This is a genomic window from Pseudoalteromonas luteoviolacea NCIMB 1942, assembly GCF_001625595.1.
In the GTDB taxonomy this organism is placed as follows: domain Bacteria; phylum Pseudomonadota; class Gammaproteobacteria; order Enterobacterales; family Alteromonadaceae; genus Pseudoalteromonas; species Pseudoalteromonas luteoviolacea_A.
The window spans coordinates 1-18,437 of the sequence record NZ_AUXT01000001.1; the positions used below are offsets into that span (position 1 = coordinate 1).

Sequence of the window (18,437 nt, forward strand, 5' to 3'; positions counted from 1 at the left end):
TGCCAGTGGCGATGTATCAAGCTTGATGTCCGCAGCTCCTGGCTTGCTTAAAGCGGCCGGGTTAGGTGAAGTAGGCGCAACACTCGATGCCGCATTACCTGCGCTACAAAAACTAGATACCAAAGCGATTTTGGAAGGAGATCTCAGCTCCTTAATGCAGCAAGCACCTGAATTGCTTAACGCGTTCGGCTTGCAAGATGCGGCGAGTCTATTTTCGAAGCACTCCGCATTGATTGAGAAGCTCGATTTTAAAGGTATTATAAATGGGGACTTATCTTCATTAACTGGGGCTGTGCCTGACTTATTGGCGGAGTTTGGTTTAGGTGACTTAGGTTTAGAATCACTGTTTGACGGTGGAGATGAACAAGAAGAAAAACCTAAGAAATCGAAGAAAAAGCACAATAAGCGTAACAAATCGAATAAAGGAGTAAAACGCGCTCACAGTGATAGTGATGATGCTAGCCAGCGAAAGGCAGCGAAATTAAATCAACCCTCGAAATCTAATAAGCCAAAACGTAAAAATCCTGCGAAGCCAGCATTTAAAGTGCTAGATGGCGGAAAATCCAAACCAGCAGGGCAGCAAACAGCCAAAAGTAAAGGCGATAAGCCTGCAAAACAACCTAAAGCGAAAGCATCCACTTCATACAAAGCGCCTAAGGCTGCAAATGATTCGGTGTTTTCAAAGTTAGGTAAGTTTGCCGGTAAAAAAGGTGGCGTACTGTCAAGCTTGGCCAAGGGGCCTGCAAAGTACTTAGGCAAGTTAAACGCACCTTTGACTGTTGCAATGGGCGCCATGGATGCCTACTCCGCGTTGAATGATGACACCTTAAGCAAGCAAGAGAAATCCAGCCGTGTCGGCGGCGCCGTAGGTGGCATGGGAGGCGCACTAGCTGGAGCGGCTGCAGGTGCAGCTATTGGTTCTGTAGTGCCAGTTATAGGCACTGCACTTGGCGGTATTGTTGGTGGTGCGATTGGCGCATTTGGCGGAGAATCAGCAGGCAGTTGGTTAGGCGATACACTTGGCGGTTGGTTCTTTGATGATGACTCTAAAGAGGATAACCAGCAAGCAGCAGGAGAGTCTAATACATCGAGTGTCGCGGCATTGGCAGATGGACAAGCCGAAACGCAGTTTTCCCAAGGTACGGTGGAAAATGCTCAGCCAGACTCGCCGCTACAGTTTGTCAAAGACAATGTCATCAATGAAGCGAACATGGTGCTCTCCACGATGGCTGCGGTAGATGCAGCATCTGGCAAACCCGCCGGCAAGTCAGCGCAATTGTCTAAACAAACGCAGTTGCTGGGACATGCTTTGAATGGCCATACCATTTATCAAGCAGCGGCCAATGATGACCTATCAACACAAGAAAAAGCACGTACTATCGGTGGCACTTTAACGGGCGCTTTAAGCGCAGAAGGCGTTGAACACTTAGTCGGGAAAATTCCTAAGTATGGAAAATTCCTGGGTCCTGTTGCTGGTTATTTAACAAATGCGGCGATGTCCCAAGTCGGTGGTAATTTCTTTGCTAGCTTGTTTGGTGGCGATGAGACTGAACAGCCGAAACAGAAGGTGACAGCAAAGGCTTTGCCAGTGAGTAAGCCTGAGTCTTTAGCTCAACAAGGTCGTGTGCAATCTCAAATTACCAGCGATGTGCAATCTAAGGAGTTTGCAGGCAGTGTCACGGTTAATGCCAATATTACGGTAAATACGAACGGGGATGAGAAAGCACAGGACATTGCTATCCAGGTTAAGCAAATACTGGAGCAGCAGCAACAGCAAGCTGTGCGAGATTATCGTGCGCGGTATTACAACGAAGTAGCTTAAGGGGTCTCCCCTTAAGCTTTTTAAAGAGGGCTTTCAATGGCAAAGATAAATCATGCCAATTACATGATGCAGCTAGGTAAATACAAGTTTTCTGTGAGTACTGCTGCATATCAAAAAATCCAGTTTAATACACAGTACCGCTGGAAAACGCTCGACACGCAAACTGACCAAGCAACACCTGTGCAGCAGTTCGTGGGTGTGGGCAAGCAAGAGATTGAAATTGAAGGAACCATCTTTCCACAGCTGGTTAAAGATGGCTTGAAGCAATTGGATAAGATGCGTGCTGAAGCCGCAAAAGGTGAGCCATTAACACTAACATACGTAGAGGAAAGTGGTAAATCAAGTCCAAGTGTAGGGCGCGTACTAGACAAATGGGTCATCACCGATATTAATGAGACACGTACCCTATTTTTAAACGACGGCATTCCTCGAGAAATTCAATTTACAATGAAGCTTTCCCGCTATGACGGAAACGAAGGAGCCAAATAATGAGTGGTGTAACATACGTCACACGAGACGGAGACTGCTTAGATCTAATCTGTTTTCGTCATTATGGACGCAGTTCGGGCCTAGTTGAGCGCGTTTTAGAAGCAAATTATGGGCTGGCTGAACTAGGTCCCATCTATCCAGAAAACATAGAAATTTTTCTACCTGATTTACCGAAACCGAAAGTACGTAAAGAGATTAATATTTGGGAGTAAATTGTCATGGAATTACAGGCGCATTACTCGGTAAAAGCGAATGGCAATGAGATTGCGGCGCAGCTTCGTGATCGCATTGCTGAAGTACGAGTGGCCCTTCGTACAGGGCTGTTAAGTGATACTTGTTATGTGAAGTTTGACAACTTAGGAAGCTTGCCAGTCACTGCGCCACAAGGTGCTGAAGATCTTGAAATAGGCATGGGTTACAAACAGGGCACTGGCGATAACAGCGCACCGATCGTTGAAATGGGTAAATACAGTGTCGGTGAATATCAATTAATTGGCCCAGTGAGAGCACTGGAGATACATGGTAATAAAGTTCTTTGGGATCAAAATTTAAAAACACTAAAGTTCAAATCTTGGCCAAGCTCAGATGATGCCCCATTGATGCTTGCTGATGTGATTTCAGAAATTGCAGGTCAGTACGGCCTGTCTCCTTGTATTGCAGATAGCTATCAGCCAATTCAATTACCTCAAATCGAGCAAAGCGAAAGCGATATGCAGCTACTTTCAAAGTTAGCGGAGCAATATGATGCATTCATGAAAATCGTCAATGACAAATTAATTTTCATGAATAAAGGGACTGGACGTTCATTGTCCGGGCGAGCTTTGCCAGAGGTGGCGCTAGGGCCAAAATGGCTGACAAGCTGGGTGCTCAACGCTCAGCATTACAAGTCTGTTGGTGAAGTCAAAGCAAAGTTCTATGACTTTGATATTGCTGAGCTAAAGACAGTGAATGCGGGGTCCAACTCCCCAACCCATGTACTACCGTACGTGTTTGCAAACGAAGCAAGCGCGCAGGCAGCTGCGGATAGCAAACTTAATCAATTAAAACGCAGCCACAAATCGGTTCAACTACACACTTTTGGAAAACCGGACATTGTTGCTGGTGGCGTAGTTGAAATTGAAGACGTCGCGGACGAAATTAACGGTCGTTGGTACGTTAACGAAGTTGAACACGTGATTAATGGCCAAGGGTATTACTCTTATGTGAGCTGCGAAGCTTTGGCCGAATAAGCGCATCTTGCGTTATTCGTTAATGAATAATTTCATATCGTGTCGCTATTCTTGCGATGCTTACCCTTCCATACCTCCTACCTCCAAGGCCATCCAGTTAGTCTGCTCACATGTATTGCTCTATGCACAGGCTAACTGAGATGGCCTCTTTCCTAAATTTATTCCTACCCACTCAATAGTAAAACTATCCCACCAAACGCCAATACCCCACCCAATACCATATTGCGTGTAATATGCTCTTTGCGTATTAAGCTCATTGTCATCACCATCAGTGGTGCGGCAGAAAAAATGGTTTGTGCAATAGCTGGATCCGTGTTGTTTACCGAAATCAATTGCAGCCATAAGCCGATGAATGTGCCAAAAAACACCGCAGTAAATAACCAACCTTTACTATCTATCCCCTTTAGCGTGATCGCGCGTTGCAATGAGCAGTGTTTAAACACCGTAACTATAACCGCGACAGCCAGTGTGCCAGACACTAAACGTATGGTTGCAGCCCACAGGCTACTGACTTGCTGATCATTCAACGCCCCCTTAGATAACACCATCCCCGCAGCTTGGCAGGTTGCAGCAATGAGCGCAAAAACAACACCTTTGCGGTACGTGTTTCGATCTACTGCCGGTAGGGCCTGATGGGGCTTTACTGCAATGATCACCCCTAAGGTGGTGAGTATAATGCCTAACCAGGCTGTGAATGACAAAAAGACCCCCAATAGAGCAATATTGAGCAGTCCTGCAATTGCTGGCGCGAGTGATTCAATGACCAAAGTGCGCGCAGGACCTATATTGCGGAGCGCACCAAAGTAAGCACTATCTCCAATCGCTATTCCGACAATGCCACTGGCAATCAACCACCCCCAACTGAATTGATTTGTTGGTAGCTGAGTGTCCCAAGTTAAGAGCAATACAGCTGCCATTAATACGGATGCAATAATCCCTTTGGCTACATTTAATTCAAACGGATTTAAATGGTGACTAAAGCGTTTATAAAGCAGAGTTGAAAATGCCCACACCGCCGCCGCAGTGAAAGCAGCTACCTCTCCAATACCCATAATTATCTTATTGTTCTTTTTAATTGGTTGTACTGTAATCTTTTTGCTTACGGATGCAACAATTAAAGATGTGGTTTTAAACTTTCAGTTTTTATTGAAAGTTTAAAAGGTTTCTTGCTACACTTTGTTTCGTAGACATAGTCGTTAGCTTAACGTGGTCGCTTTGCCACCCATTGGAGAACAATATGATTTTCGATGCAATTCAAGTAAATTTAATTCTCTTCAGCTTTTGTATGTTCGTTTCTTGTTTGCTCATGGCATTTTCTGAGTCAAATCAAGAAGGGGCCGATCGCCTGAAGGTGAGTATTGAATACGGTATCTTTTCTTCAGCAGGTCTCATCTTAGCGATAGTGTTAGCTTATGGTTATGTTGGTTAATCCTCTACTTGCATAAAAACAGGGTGCTACTCACAGGGCACCCTTTATCACTTTGTTTCTCAATACGCCTTTTTCTTCGCCTGCCTACCTTTATTCTTCACATCTAACTACGACAACCCCCAAACTTTTCTATTTTTGCGAGATACGCGCTGTATTCACGAGCGCAAAGCATTATTACCCTTTCATTTGGACGTCTGTACATCTAGAAGTTGAATTTTTTGGGCTTTCGTTCATAATGGCAAGCTATATAGTTTTCGCTAATTTATGCTTCACTGGGGAAGAGTCTCATGCCTATCACCGTAAAAGACGAATTACCTGCCATTGCAAGGCTGCGACATGAAAATGTATTTGTAATGCCCAAAAGTCGAGCTTTGTCTCAAGAAATCCGTCCTATGCGGTTAGCTATACTGAATTTAATGCCCAATAAGGTAGAGACCGAAGTGCAGTTTATTCGTTTGCTGGCAAATTCGCCGCTGCAAGTGAATGTGGATTTGTTACGTTTAGACACACACCGTAGCTCTGAGAACTCAGAGCAGCATCTAAACATGTTCTATCGTTACTTCTCTGAAGTGAAAGAGCAGAATTATGATGCTTTGATTGTGACGGGCGCACCCTTAGCACATCTCGAATACAGCGACGTTATCTACTGGCAAGAATTACAAGAGTTTTTTGATTGGGCGGAGCACCATGTCACCTCAACTTTGTTTTCTTGTTGGGCCGCACATGCGGGCTTATTCCATCATCATGGCTTAAAAAGAGCACTTAAAGAAAATAAATTGTGTGGTGTATTTAAGCATCAAGTGTATTTTGAGCACGGGGCGCTTACGCGCGGTTTTGACGATGAGTTTTTAGTGCCACATTCCCGTTATGGGCATATTGATATTGAGCAGATCAATAGCTGCAAGGACTTAGTCGCCTTAGCTGGCTCGCAAAAGGTTGGAGCTTATCTATTGAAAAACAAAACCGGTAGTCAAGTGTATATCACGGGTCACCCAGAGTATGATGCGGATACGCTACAAAAAGAATACCAGCGAGATTTACTCAACGACGTCAATGCGCTTAAACCTGAGAATTATTTCCCCAATGATGATCATGGTGTCAAGCCATCAAAAACCTGGCAGAGCCATGCCTTTTTATTATTCTCAAATTGGTTAAACTACTATGTGTACCAAACAACCCCCTACGATATTAATCTCGTTAGCCAAGACGTAAGGACTAACAATTATGCTGAATAACAGCGTGCCATTTGAGCCAGTTGATGGCCAAGCAGTATCTGATGCCCTGAAAAAAATCATGCAAAAACGCATTGTTATATTAGATGGCGCGATGGGTACTATGATCCAAAAACACAAGTTTGAAGAAGAAGACTATCGCGGTGAGCGCTTCAAGGATTGGCATGTACTGATTAAGGGTAATAATGATTTATTGAGTTTGACGCAGCCCGCAGTGATTCGACAAATTCACAGAGAGTATCTCGAAGCAGGGGCGGACATTATTGAAACAAACACCTTCAATTCGACGACTATTTCTATGGAAGATTATGACATGGCGAGTTTAAGCCGTGAGATAAACTTTGAATCGGCAAAGTTAGCACGTGAGGTGTGTGATGAGTTTACAGCTAAAGATCCCAGTAAGCCGCGTTATGTAGGCGGAGTGCTGGGCCCAACGTCAAAAACCTGTTCAATCTCTCCTGATGTAAACGATCCAGGTTATCGTAATATTACGTTTGATGCGCTGGTGGAAGCGTATATAGAATCAACACTTGCCCTGATAGAAGGCGGGGCGCATTTAATTCTTATCGAAACTATTTTCGATACGCTTAATGCGAAAGCAGCAGCTTATGGGGTTGAAGAAGCATTTGAACAAGCTGGCGTTCGATTGCCAGTGATGATTTCAGGTACTATCACGGATGCATCTGGTAGGACTTTATCAGGTCAAACGACAGAAGCTTTTTACAACTCAATTCGCCATATAAAACCAATTTCCATTGGCTTAAATTGCGCGCTAGGCCCTGACTTACTTCGCCCGTATGTAGAAGAGTTGGCACGCGTATGTGAAACTTTCACCTCCGTGCACCCGAACGCAGGCTTACCCAATGAGTTTGGTGAATATGACCTTGAAGCCGATGAAATGAGTTTGGAGATAGTTGATTGGGGCAAAGAAAGCTTTATCAACATAGTGGGCGGTTGCTGTGGAACCACGCCTGAACATATCAAAGCATTTGCTGACAAGCTTGCTGATGTTAGGCCTCGTCAACTGCCCGATCTCGACGTTCGCATGCGCTTATCAGGTTTAGAAGCCTGTAACCTGAATTAGGAAGTATCACTATGACGCAATCTACAGCCATTTTTACAAATGTTGGCGAGAGAACCAATGTCACAGGTTCGGCGCGATTTAAGCGCCTAATTTTAGAGGAAGACTATGAAACTGCACTAGAAGTTGCCAGAGAGCAAGTAGAAGGCGGCGCACAGGTCATTGATATCAATATGGATGAAGCCATGTTGGACTCTAAAATGGCCATGGTAAAATTCCTCAACTTGATAGCATCTGAGCCGGAGATCTCTAAGGTCCCAATCATGGTTGACTCGTCAAAGTGGGATGTCATCGTAGCGGGCCTTAAGTGTATTCAGGGTAAAGCAATCGTTAATTCTATCTCTCTTAAAGAGGGTAGAGAGCCTTTTGTAAAGCAAGCAAAAGTCTTAAAGCGTTTTGGCGCTGCGGTTGTGGTAATGGCTTTCGATGAAGTGGGCCAAGCCGAGACCGCAGACCGTAAGTATGCGATCTGTGAGCGCTCTTATAAAATTTTAGTGGATGAGCTAGGTTTTCCGCCAGAGGATATCATATTTGACCCCAATATCTTCGCGGTTGCAACAGGGATTGAGGAGCATGATAACTACGCAGTCGAATTTATTGAAGGGACACGCCGAATTAAACAAAACCTGCCACATTGTAAGGTTTCTGGTGGTGTGTCCAACGTATCATTCTCATTTCGCGGTAATAATCCGGTTCGTGAAGCCATTCACTCGGTGTTTTTATACCATGCGATAAAAGCAGGTATGGACATGGGTATCGTAAATGCCAGTCAGTTAGCTGTTTATGATGATATTCCTCTAGAGCTCCGAAATGCCGTTGAAGACGTGATACTCAATATCGATCCTGGGGCTGGTGAGCGCCTTGTTGATATTGCCCCTAAATATTCAGGTATGGCACAGGCTGAGAAGAAAGAAGATCTAGAGTGGCGCACTTGGCCTGTTACTAAGCGACTTGAGCAAGCATTGGTAAAGGGCATCACTGAATACATAGAAGAAGATACCGAAGAATGCCGATTGAGTTTTGATAAACCTATTCAGGTTATCGAAGGCCCATTAATGGACGGCATGAACGTGGTCGGGGATTTATTTGGTGCTGGTAAGATGTTCTTGCCTCAGGTTGTGAAGTCGGCTCGAGTAATGAAGCGTGCAGTTGCTTATCTTGACCCATTTATTGAAGCGGAAAAAGAAGAAGGTACCAGTAATGGTAAAATCATCATGGCGACCGTGAAAGGTGACGTGCATGATATCGGCAAAAATATTGTAGGAGTGGTACTTCAGTGTAACAACTATGAAGTAGTCGACCTTGGCGTAATGGTACCAGCTGAAAAAATATTACAAACTGCCATTGAAGAAAATGCAGATGTGATAGGGCTGTCTGGCCTTATCACACCATCGCTGGATGAGATGGTGCATGTGGCAAAAGAAATGACTCGTCGCGGTTTTGAAATCCCATTATTGATCGGCGGAGCAACAACATCTAAGGCACATAATGCGGTTAAGATTGAGCCTCAGTATGACAAGGGGGTGATTTACGTAAACAATGCCAGCAGGGCCGTTGGTGTCGTATCAAGTTTACTCAGTGCTACGCAAAAGCCAGTGTTTTTAGAAAAAACTGCCAATGAATATGTCAAAGTACGTGAACAGCAAGCGCGCAAAAAACCGCGTTCAAAGCCTGTTACCTTAGCGCGTGCACGTGATAACGCCGTTAAACTTGATTGGGATAATTACATCCCACCCAAGCCGAAAAAGTTAGGGGTCACCGAATTTAAAAATGTGAGCATCAAGACGTTACGAGCGTATATCGATTGGACTCCGTACTTTATGACGTGGTCACTAGCGGGTAAGTATCCGCGTATCCTTGAGGATGAAATTGTCGGGGAAGAAGCTCAGAATCTATTTGCAGATGCCAATACGATGCTGGATGATTTAGAGCGTAGCGGCACGCTGCAACCTCTCGGTGTCATAGGGTTATTCCCGGCTAATCGTGTGGAAGACGACATTGAAATCTATAAAGATGAGTCGCGCTCAGAAGTATTATTACGTTCTTCTCAGCTTCGTCAGCAAACAGAAAAGACAGACTTTCCAAATTACTGTCTCGCTGATTACGTTGCGCCTAAAGGGGTTGATGACTACTTTGGTGCCTTCGCTGTAACTGGTGGACTTGAAGAAGATGATCTCGCTGATGCTTTTGATGCGCAGCAAGACGATTACAACAAGATCATGGTCAAAGCGGTTGCGGACAGGTTAGCAGAAGCATTTGCTGAGTACTTGCATGAGCAAGTGCGTAAAGAGTATTGGGGGTTTGCAGTGGACGAAGACCTCACTAATGAAGAGCTGATCCGTGAAAATTACCAAGGAATTCGACCTGCACCTGGGTATCCAGCATGTCCAGAGCATACCGAAAAGCACAAAATCTGGGAGCTATTAGACGTCGAAAGCCGTATTGGTATGAAGCTCACAAGTTCATATGCAATGTGGCCCGGAGCCGCTGTTTCTGGTTGGTATTTCTCACACCCAGACTCAAAATATTTTGCTGTTGCTGCAATTCAAAAAGATCAAGTTGAAGACTACGCAAAACGCAGCAATATGTCTTTAGAAGAAGCTGAGCGTTGGCTGTCTCCTAACTTGGGGTATGGAGTATAACAAGGTTGGAGATTTTGAGTAGCAGTAATACAGGGTTGGCGTCTTGTATTGCTGTTGTCTAGTCGTGAGGATAAATAGCGCCATACAACAGGGATTTAATAGGCATAGTCAATTAGTATGGTTATTTTTTACGTTCTAGGTCTTTGTTTGTGAATTAATCGAGTTTTCCGAAATGTTCCAACCCATTTATATATGACTACTTTTCTTAATGTTTTATCGTGACTTACGTTGGCCCTTTGTGTATCTTTTGGAAAGGAACAGTTAGGTATAAAATGAAATTTAATCACGTATTTCAATCTATTAAATGACAATAAAAAGCAGCTAAGTCAAAGAATAATCGGCACTATTTAAGTTGTGAATCCGAGTGTATATATACACGTGTCAAAATCATTTCTTTTAAAATATATTAGGCTAGGAAGTAATGTATATGCTTAACATGTTAGGGGTGTCAAAAACCTATACGACGGATATGATTCAAACACAGGCTTTACAGTCATTCAATCTTGAAATTGAACAAGGTGAATTCATTTCTATTGTGGGCCCTTCAGGCTCAGATAAGACGACATTCTTAAATATATTAGGTCTACTAGAGCTCCCTTGTAAGGGGCAATACCAATTGGACGGAAAATCAATTTTACCTCTTAATGACAGGCACAAGTCGCGGCTAAGAAATGCCAAGATAGGCTTTATGTCTGTTTACGACAATGTTGAAGTACCTTTACGATATAGAACGCTCTCAGCGAAAGAGCCGAGTTATGGATATGTTGTAAAAAGTGTGTCTTACGAGTCGTGCACATCACAAGCCGCATCAACTTTCTGGGGGCCAACAACAAAGAGCTGCAATCGCACGTGCGCTAGTGGGAGAGCCTGCCATTGTGTTAGCAGATGAGCCTACTGGTAGTCTAGACTCAAGCAAAGCCGAAAAAATCATGAACTATCTGAAAAGTTTCAATAATCAGGAGACAACTGTTGATGGTAACGCATGACCTAAATTTAGCAATGAGAGCAAAGCGTACTATTGAAATCAGGGGTGGCATCTTGAAAGAGCGCAGCGGCATACATTATGCAGCGCGTTGGCGCGCAGAAGCGATAGGTTGAAGATGTCCCTATGCTGTACATGAAAGAATTGAAGTTCCCTTTTGGGGTTCTTTGAGCGATGGTTAGAACTATGTTTATTAACAAAAAAAGCACATAACCATATTAAATTAATGTTTTATTTTGGTGACTTTGAGGTTTTATTTATGTATCTTTCAGAGCGTGATATCTTTAGGTATATAAGGTGTCATACACTGTTAAGGTTGCTAAGTAGGCGTTACTATTACTTAGCTTAAAAATTAGCAATTTAGAACATTTGGACGATGGAAAGTCCTCAATTAGTAAGCAATAGCTACAAGGAATAATAATGTTAAAAATGTCAAACGTTGCCAAAATATACGTAACTGATACGGTTAAAACACAGGCCTTACAACCGTTTAATTTAGAGATTGAAGCAGGGGAGTTTGTATCAGTTGTTGGCCCTTCAGGTTCTGGGAAAACGACTTTTCTGAATATCACTGGCTTATTAGAAGGTTACACAGAGGGGAGTTATTACCTTAACAATCAAGATGTTACCAATTTGAGCGACACTCAAAAATCACGCTTACGAAATGAGCAAGTTGGCTTTATATTTCAGAGTTTTAACTTGATACCTGAATTAAACGTATTCGACAATGTTGAAATGCCTTTACGTTATCGCTCATTTTCTGCAAAAGAGCGCAAGCAACGAGTGGTTGATGCTTTAACTAAAGTTGGCCTAGCGAGCAGGCAAGCTCATTACCCTCAACAACTCTCCGGTGGTCAACAACAACGAGTCGCTATTGCGAGAGCACTAACAGGCTCTCCATCATTCTTACTTGCGGATGAGCCTACGGGTAATCTAGATTCGAATATGGCTGATGGCATTATGTCTTTGTTAAAAGATATAAATGCGTCAGGTACCAGCATTTTGATGGTGACACATGACTTAGAGCAAGCCCATCAAGCTGATCGCATTATTGAAATCAAAGATGGCGTACTTACTGAAGGCTTAGCTTCGCAAAAAGTGGTGGCGTGAGATTAGACATGTTGCGTTATTATTTTAAGCTTGCACTTCTTAGCATCAAGAAAACGCCTCTGTTGAGTTTTTTAATGATTGCGATAATCGCAATAGGTATTGCTGCTACTATGGTCACCTACACGGTCAATTATATGATGACTCAGGACCCTGTCCCCGGGAAAAGTGACCGTCTTTTCACCGTGCACCTCAGTAGTTGGGATCCCAATATGTCCTATAAGTTGAAAGATGGCAAAGAAGATATTCCCATTTATTTGACCTATCAGGACGCTACAAACTTATATGCAGATAAAAAAGCTGATAAACAAACAATTATTAGTTTTCATAAAGCGATGGTGAGAGCTGGGGAACAGCCTTCCGGTATGGCGACAATGACATATATTAGGCCAACGACACATGAATTTTTTAGTATGCTTGACGTGCCTTTCTTATATGGTTCTCCTTGGAGTACTGGAGATGACAGTGAAGGCAATCCTGTTGTCGTACTATCGAAAAAGAAAAATCAGCAGTTGTTCCGAGGGGAGAACTCGCTTGGAAAAGAGGTTCTCATAGGGGGGGTAATATATCGAGTCGTTGGTGTATTAGATGACTGGACGCCGCTACCTCGCTTTTATACCACTCGAAGTGAAGCCTATATCGAGCCCAGAAATGTATTTATCCCTTTCCAATCTAGCGTAAACAATAACTGGCTATCAGGGACGGATGGTAGTGTTTATTGTTGGGGTGAAGCCAATTTTGTTGACTTGGAGTCCGTAAAATCATCCGAATGTGTTTGGTTGTTTTACTGGGTTGAGTTGAGCTCAGCGGATAAGCGCGATGATTACCTTGCTTATATCAATAACTACGCTCAAGAGCAGCGGTCGATGGGACGCTTTCAGCGTGAGCAAATGAATCGGATGATGAGTGTATCTGAATACATTGAATATAATGAAGTAATTAAAGAAGATGGTAATATTGCGGTTTGGTTAGCTGTTGCATTTTTAATTGCCTGTTTGCTTAATAGTATGAGTTTGATGATGACCAAGTTTCACGGTAAAGGTACCGAAGTTGGCTTAAGGCGTGCGGTGGGGGCTAGCAAGGTAAATATTGCGTGTCAATTTAGCTGTGAAACTATCATTGTCGGGCTTTGCGGAGGTATCATAGGGTTGATGTTAGCGCAGCTAGGGTTACACATTACAGCACAGGTATATAGTCATTTACATGCAGAGCTTATGGAAATGAACTTTGAGCTCATGGTGCTTACAGTTGCATTGTCGGTGTTCTCTAGTTCGATTTTTGGTCTTTACCCTATTTATAGAGCTTGCCAAATTCAACCTTCAAGCCATTTGAAAAGTTTGTAGGGAGCAATGAGATGAAAGATTTAAAACCGATAATCAAGTCTTTACTACGGGCAAAAACAGGCCCATTGCTCCTTTTACTGCAAATTGCCGTGACATTTACAATATTGGTCAATGCGGTTTTTATGCTGTTACAAAAACATGAAGAAATAAACGTGCCCAGTGGTTTAGCTGAAAGTGAGTTATTTTGGTTTCAAATGTCTTTGCATGGTACACCTGAGGAAATGAAAACAAGTTTATTTCGGGATCTCGAGGCGGTTAAATCATTAGACAGTGTTAAGAGCGCAGTAACTTTGAGCTCTATCCCATTTTCTGAGCGGGGAATAGGGCATGAAATTAGGTTAGATCGCAATGCTGAAGGGTTTGTCACTAAAGCAGCATTTTATACAGGCAGTTACGATGCACTTGAAACTATGGGTCTAAAACTTATAGCAGGACAAGGGTTCCAAGCTGAGGATGAGAGAAGTTTGTTTCAATTTGGACTGGATGTCCCTTCAGGTATCGTAATTAGTAAAGCGCTGGCTGAGCAGCTGTTCCCAAATGATTGGCAAGCGGCGTTAGGTGAGACAATTTACCTTAAAAATGAAGCCCAGATCGTACAAGGAGTGGTTGAGCATCTGATAGGCCCATGGAGCTACTGGAAAAATAGGAGCTATAACATCCTATTCTCAACTTCACTTATTTCATCTGAAGTGTCATTGTTGGTTCGAGTGCAAGGCTCAAATACAGACAAAAGTATACAAGATGTAATGGGGGTAATTATGCAAGAACCCAACCGTACCGTCGATCACTTAGAGATGTTAACCGAGTCGAGAGAAAGAGCTTATCGTTCTCAAGTCGCGGCATATAGTACTTTAAAAGCTGTCGTGATTGGATTATCGCTAATAACAATGTTAGGCGTATTTGGACAGACACGATTTAGCATTTTAAAAAGGCGTAAGCAAATAGGTACGCGCAGAGCATTGGGCGCGAGTCGAATGGCAATTGTGCGCTATTATATACTCGAAAATACGGTAATAAATCTGTTGGGTATTGCCTTAGGGGTTGTATTTGCGATTTTAGCGAACAATTTATTAGTATCGCATTTTCACTTGTCGCCAGTCCCTGGTATTTACTTAGTATATGGGAGCTTCATTATTTTTGGTGCTGGTATGCTCGCGGTTTTACAGCCTGCAATTCGTGCTGCAAGTGTTTCACCTGCAGAAGCGACTCGCTCCGTCTAATGCTATCGGGCTCAGTTCATCTGGGCCTCATTCTTCTATCGTTCTCCTTTAATCTTTCTGGTGCCTAAAAGCCTTAATAAACTTCCTGTTCAGTTGCTTATTTTACGGGTAATTAAAATTTTAATTAAACGTGAATTTTTAATTAAATTTGTGTTCTATTTAATGTTTTTCAATTACAATAACTCGGATTTTTTTGGGTACTTAAACTGGGCAATTAAGTCGTGACAGCCACATAAGTCAAAAAGAGGCTGCAAGCTATGTTCTTTTTTCATTGCCTACGAATACATAAAATATAGTGAGATGCTGTTTACAACGACGAGTGAATAAATTAAAGGATATAAAATGTTAAAAATGCGAGGAATTGCAAAGTCATTTTTTACAAACACCTTAAAAACTCAAGCTCTTCAACCATTCGATTTAGATATTGAGCAAGGTGATTTCGTCTCTATTGTAGGTCCCTCTGGTTCTGGTAAAACCACATTCTTAAATATTGCAGGGCTGTTAGAGGATTACTCTGAAGGCCAGTATTATTTGGGCGGTAAAGATGTGACAGGCTTATCAGACAACCATAAATCGTCATTGAGAAATCAAAAGATAGGATTTGTTTTTCAGAGTTTTAATCTCATACCTGAACTAAACCTGTTTGACAATGTAGAGATGCCTTTACGTTATCGGCACTTTAGTTCAAAAGAGCGTGCGCAACGTGTCCATGAAGCTTTGGAAAAAGTAGGGCTTGCAGGAAGGAAGTCGCACTATCCACAACAGTTATCTGGTGGGCAGCAGCAGCGCGTTGCAATTACCAGAGCGTTAGCAGGTAGTCCGTCACTCTTGTTGGCAGATGAACCAACTGGAAATCTAGACTCAAAAATGGCTGATGGAATTATGTCTTTATTGAAGGACATAAATAAACAAGGAACCAGTATTTTGATGGTGACACACGATATGGAACAAGCGAAACAGGCTAGCCGCATTATTGAAATACGAGATGGTCATTTATCTGAACATCAGGTTTCACTACTGCATAGGGATTAATATGGTTAGTTATTACATCAAATTGGCATGGCTTAGTTTGAGAAAAACGCCGCTGTTGAGTTTTCTCATGATAGGCACGATTGCCATTGGCATCACAGCTGCGATGATAACAGTTACCGTCGGATATATGATGGCGCAAAACCCTCTGCCGCACAAAAGTGAGCGGGTTGCTATGGTACACTTGAATTCATGGGATCCCACTCAGCCCTATGGTTATCGACGAAATGGTAAAAATGATATTCCCAGCACTTTGACCTATCAAGATGCAATGGCGTTGCTACAAGCAGATAAAGCTGATAAGCATGCATTATTTACGCAGTTTTCGGACATGATCCGAGCAGAAGCAATGGATGTTCGCGATGCCCAGTTCCACCCTGTGCGTTCTACTACCCGTGATTTTTTTGATGTGTTTGATGCGCCATTTATTCACGGCGGCACGTGGAGCAAAGAGGCCGATCAAACTGGTGAACAAGTTATTGTATTGTCTAAGCATGAAAATGACCGCTTATTTGGTGGAATAAACTCTGTCGGTCAGGATGTATTGGTCGGCACATTGCTCTATCGCGTAGTTGGCGTTATTGATGACTGGCAGCCTACGCCACGCTTTTATACTCACAGATACTTAATGTATCAATCTACTCTTAACTACTTTGTTCCACTGGAGTCGCAAATTCGCAATGAGCTTTTTTCACCGACTTCAATGGGGTGGTCATGTTGGGGGGATGCGCCTAGTTCTACATTAGCACAAGTGTTACTTTCTGAATGCGTATGGCTTTATATGTGGGTTGAGTTCGACACTGTAGACAAAAAAGACGATTACTTTCACTTCTTATCTGACTATTCAGAAGAACAAAAGCAAGTTGGTCGATTTACGCGACCAGAACCTAATAGGCTTATGTCGGTGACTGAATACTTAGAAAAGGAAGGCGCAGTAAGTAAAGAAAACATAATGGGAATTGGGTTTGCATTGGCATTTTTGCTGGCATGTTTGTGTAATGTAATGAGCTTAATGATGACTAAGTTTCATGGCAAAGGGGGCGAGATTGGCCTGCGTAGAGCGGTTGGCGCAAGTAAAAAAGACATCATTATTCAATTTGGGTTTGAATTAATATTTATTGGATTTGTTGGCGGTGTAATTGGCCTTCTTTTGGCCCAAGTAGGGTTATCGGTATTAACTGACATGTTTTCGAACTTACACAAAAATGTGATGACCATGGATATTTACCTCATGGTTGGCACGATTGGTTTGGCTATGAGCACCTCTGTTTTATTTGGTCTGTGGCCGATCTATCGCGCAAGCTTAATACAGCCATCTAGCCAGTTAAAGAGTTTGTAGGAGCGCGACATGAAGGATTTTAAGCCTATTTTAAAGACCTTATGGAAAAATAAAACCAGCCCCATTCTGCTAGTGATTCAAATTGCTGTCGCATTCACTATATTAATTAATGTGAGCCATATGGCCGTGAATAAATGGCACGAAATTCATAAGCCCAGCGGATTAGACGAAGCAAACTTATTCACGTTTACAGCTAACTTGCCGGTTGAACCTGAGCGCTATAAAGCAAGACTTGAACAAGACTTTGCCGACATTATAGAGCTGAGTAGCGTGGAGAATGTAATGGCAACTAATTCAATTCCATTAACTAACTGGGGGTTAGGTTTGGCGCTTAATAAGACCGAAAGTGATGAGAGTTATATCACCTATGCTGGTATTTATAGCATGACAGCAGACTTTGTGGAAACCTTAGGTCTAGAGGTCATTTTGGGTCGACAATTTGATCAGGCTGAAATGGTGCTTTCTAGCGCTGATTATACCGTGCAATCTAGTACGCTGATGGTCACTAAAGCGATAGCTGAAAAAATATCCCCCGAGGATTGGACACAAACGGTGGGTAAAACTATCTACATCCATGGTCGGCCATATCAAATCATTGGTGTGGTTAACGAGCTTATTGCAACTTGGCCTAACTGGATGAGAAATGAGCGGAGTATAATTTTCCCAGCGTATACATTGACCAAGGAAAGTAAGTTTATGGTGAAGGCTCGTGAAGGTCAACTTAAACAAGCAATGGACGAAGTACATACGGTATTAATGCGTCATCCGGGAAGGATCATAGACAAGTTTCACGACTTTACTCACACCAGAAACAAAGGATATAAACCGATGACTTCATCGCTGATTATTTTGTTCGCTGTGACAATTGGTTTAGTCGTTATTACTATGCTTGGCACTTTTGGGCAGGCGCGTTTCGCAATTCTAAGGCGCAAACGACAGATCGGTACTCGAAGAGCATTGGGTGCAACGAAATGGCAAATAGTACGTTATTATATGTTAGAGAATATTGTGATTACCTCAATTGGTATTCTATTTGGGGCTATTTTTGCAATGCTACTCAATGTAAAGCTTATGGACTTTTTTGAACTATTGTCTGTTCCTAGTGAGTACTTTTTGTTTGGGGCAGTTGCTGTATTAGTTGCTGGTCAATTTGCCGTTATCCCACCTGCGCTGGGTGCTGCTAACATTTCTCCGGCTTCTGCAACCCGTTCTGCTTAATTCATCTTACTTATAACTAGACACTACAATGCGTTGTTGTGGTGTCTACTTCACTTAATTTTTGTACCGTTATTTTCAACATTTCTTTAAGTCTCATTTTTCGCGTGTAAAATTTGTAATAACTATCAGTATGTTGCAAATAGTCATGATTTTTTCTCAGGGATAAATAATTTCATAGCCAAAATATTAGTTATAAAAGCTTACTTTGCTGTTATTTTTTGGTTAACATTTGCACTGTTTTTTTAGTATACTTCGATATGAGTGGTGAAGGTGTG

16 protein-coding genes and 2 pseudogenes are annotated in these 18,437 nt (G+C 42.6%); 17 read left to right on the forward strand and 1 reads right to left on the reverse strand.

Annotated features, from left to right (window positions below; all coding sequences use genetic code 11):
• From N482_RS25065 to N482_RS23930, 4 genes and pseudogenes are all read left to right on the forward strand, one after another.
• Positions 1-1,822 (forward strand): annotated as a pseudogene (locus N482_RS25065) (phage tail protein); the annotation flags it as partial.
• A 36-nt stretch (positions 1,823-1,858) separates the two neighbouring features.
• Entirely contained in the window at positions 1,859-2,311 is a 453-nt protein-coding gene (locus tag N482_RS00010; RefSeq protein WP_063375144.1) for a phage tail protein, read from the forward strand.
• Positions 2,311-2,523 (forward strand): tail protein X, encoded by a 213-nt coding sequence (locus tag N482_RS00015; RefSeq protein WP_063375145.1) that lies wholly within the window; start codon positions 2,311-2,313, stop codon positions 2,521-2,523. The genes N482_RS00010 and N482_RS00015 overlap by 1 nt, the downstream gene beginning before the upstream one ends.
• Positions 2,524-2,529: 6 nt before the next feature.
• Positions 2,530-3,540 carry a phage late control D family protein gene (locus N482_RS23930; protein WP_081227589.1) on the forward strand — a complete coding sequence of 337 codons (1,011 nt, stop codon included), beginning with the start codon at positions 2,530-2,532 and terminating at the stop codon, positions 3,538-3,540.
• 164 nt (positions 3,541-3,704) lie between these two features.
• Here N482_RS23930 and N482_RS00025 read toward each other — a convergent pair whose 3' ends face one another.
• Positions 3,705-4,592, reverse strand: a complete 888-nt coding sequence (locus tag N482_RS00025; protein ID WP_231100750.1) for a DMT family transporter — start codon at positions 4,590-4,592, stop codon at positions 3,705-3,707.
• Positions 4,593-4,777: 185 nt separating this feature from the next.
• Here N482_RS00025 and N482_RS00030 point away from each other — a divergent pair, with 185 nt between their 5' ends.
• The 13 genes and pseudogenes from N482_RS00030 to N482_RS00080 all read left to right on the forward strand — a co-directional run bounded on the left by N482_RS00030 (position 4,778) and on the right by N482_RS00080 (position 18,162).
• A complete protein-coding gene (locus N482_RS00030; protein ID WP_063375147.1) occupies positions 4,778-4,969 on the forward strand; it encodes a hypothetical protein in 192 nt (63 codons plus the stop codon).
• A 287-nt stretch (positions 4,970-5,256) separates the two neighbouring features.
• Positions 5,257-6,204, forward strand: a complete 948-nt coding sequence (locus tag N482_RS00035) for a homoserine O-succinyltransferase (protein WP_063375148.1) — start codon at positions 5,257-5,259, stop codon at positions 6,202-6,204.
• A 58-nt stretch (positions 6,205-6,262) separates the two neighbouring features.
• Positions 6,263-7,285: a homocysteine S-methyltransferase family protein gene (locus N482_RS00040; protein ID WP_419555000.1), complete on the forward strand. Its 1,023-nt coding sequence runs from the start codon at positions 6,263-6,265 to the stop codon at positions 7,283-7,285.
• An 11-nt stretch (positions 7,286-7,296) separates the two neighbouring features.
• Positions 7,297-9,924: a methionine synthase gene (metH, locus tag N482_RS00045; RefSeq protein WP_063375150.1), complete on the forward strand. Its 2,628-nt coding sequence runs from the start codon at positions 7,297-7,299 to the stop codon at positions 9,922-9,924.
• Positions 9,925-10,393: 469 nt separating this feature from the next.
• Positions 10,394-10,558 (forward strand): annotated as a pseudogene (locus N482_RS25820) (ATP-binding cassette domain-containing protein); the annotation flags it as partial.
• A 139-nt stretch (positions 10,559-10,697) separates the two neighbouring features.
• Positions 10,698-10,910: an ATP-binding cassette domain-containing protein gene (locus N482_RS25825; RefSeq protein ID WP_196763612.1), complete on the forward strand. Its 213-nt coding sequence runs from the start codon at positions 10,698-10,700 to the stop codon at positions 10,908-10,910.
• Complete coding sequence (locus N482_RS25830) at positions 10,897-11,022, forward strand: hypothetical protein (protein WP_269202092.1); 126 nt, start codon at positions 10,897-10,899, stop codon at positions 11,020-11,022. The genes N482_RS25825 and N482_RS25830 overlap by 14 nt, the downstream gene beginning before the upstream one ends.
• A 304-nt stretch (positions 11,023-11,326) precedes the next feature.
• Positions 11,327-12,016 (forward strand): ABC transporter ATP-binding protein, encoded by a 690-nt coding sequence (locus N482_RS00055; RefSeq protein ID WP_063375151.1) that lies wholly within the window; start codon positions 11,327-11,329, stop codon positions 12,014-12,016.
• Positions 12,017-12,090: 74 nt separating this feature from the next.
• Complete coding sequence (locus N482_RS00060; RefSeq protein ID WP_231100751.1) at positions 12,091-13,356, forward strand: ABC transporter permease; 1,266 nt, start codon at positions 12,091-12,093, stop codon at positions 13,354-13,356.
• 11 nt (positions 13,357-13,367) lie between these two features.
• Entirely contained in the window at positions 13,368-14,576 is a 1,209-nt protein-coding gene (locus N482_RS00065; RefSeq protein ID WP_063375152.1) for an ABC transporter permease, read from the forward strand.
• A gap of 342 nt (positions 14,577-14,918) precedes the next feature.
• Positions 14,919-15,608 (forward strand): ABC transporter ATP-binding protein, encoded by a 690-nt coding sequence (locus N482_RS00070; RefSeq protein ID WP_063375153.1) that lies wholly within the window; start codon positions 14,919-14,921, stop codon positions 15,606-15,608.
• A 1-nt stretch (position 15,609) separates the two neighbouring features.
• Entirely contained in the window at positions 15,610-16,944 is a 1,335-nt protein-coding gene (locus tag N482_RS00075; protein ID WP_063375154.1) for an ABC transporter permease, read from the forward strand.
• 9 nt (positions 16,945-16,953) lie between these two features.
• Positions 16,954-18,162, forward strand: coding sequence for an ABC transporter permease (locus N482_RS00080; RefSeq protein ID WP_063375155.1), 1,209 nt, complete (start codon positions 16,954-16,956; stop codon positions 18,160-18,162).
• Positions 18,163-18,437: the final 275 nt, after the last annotated feature.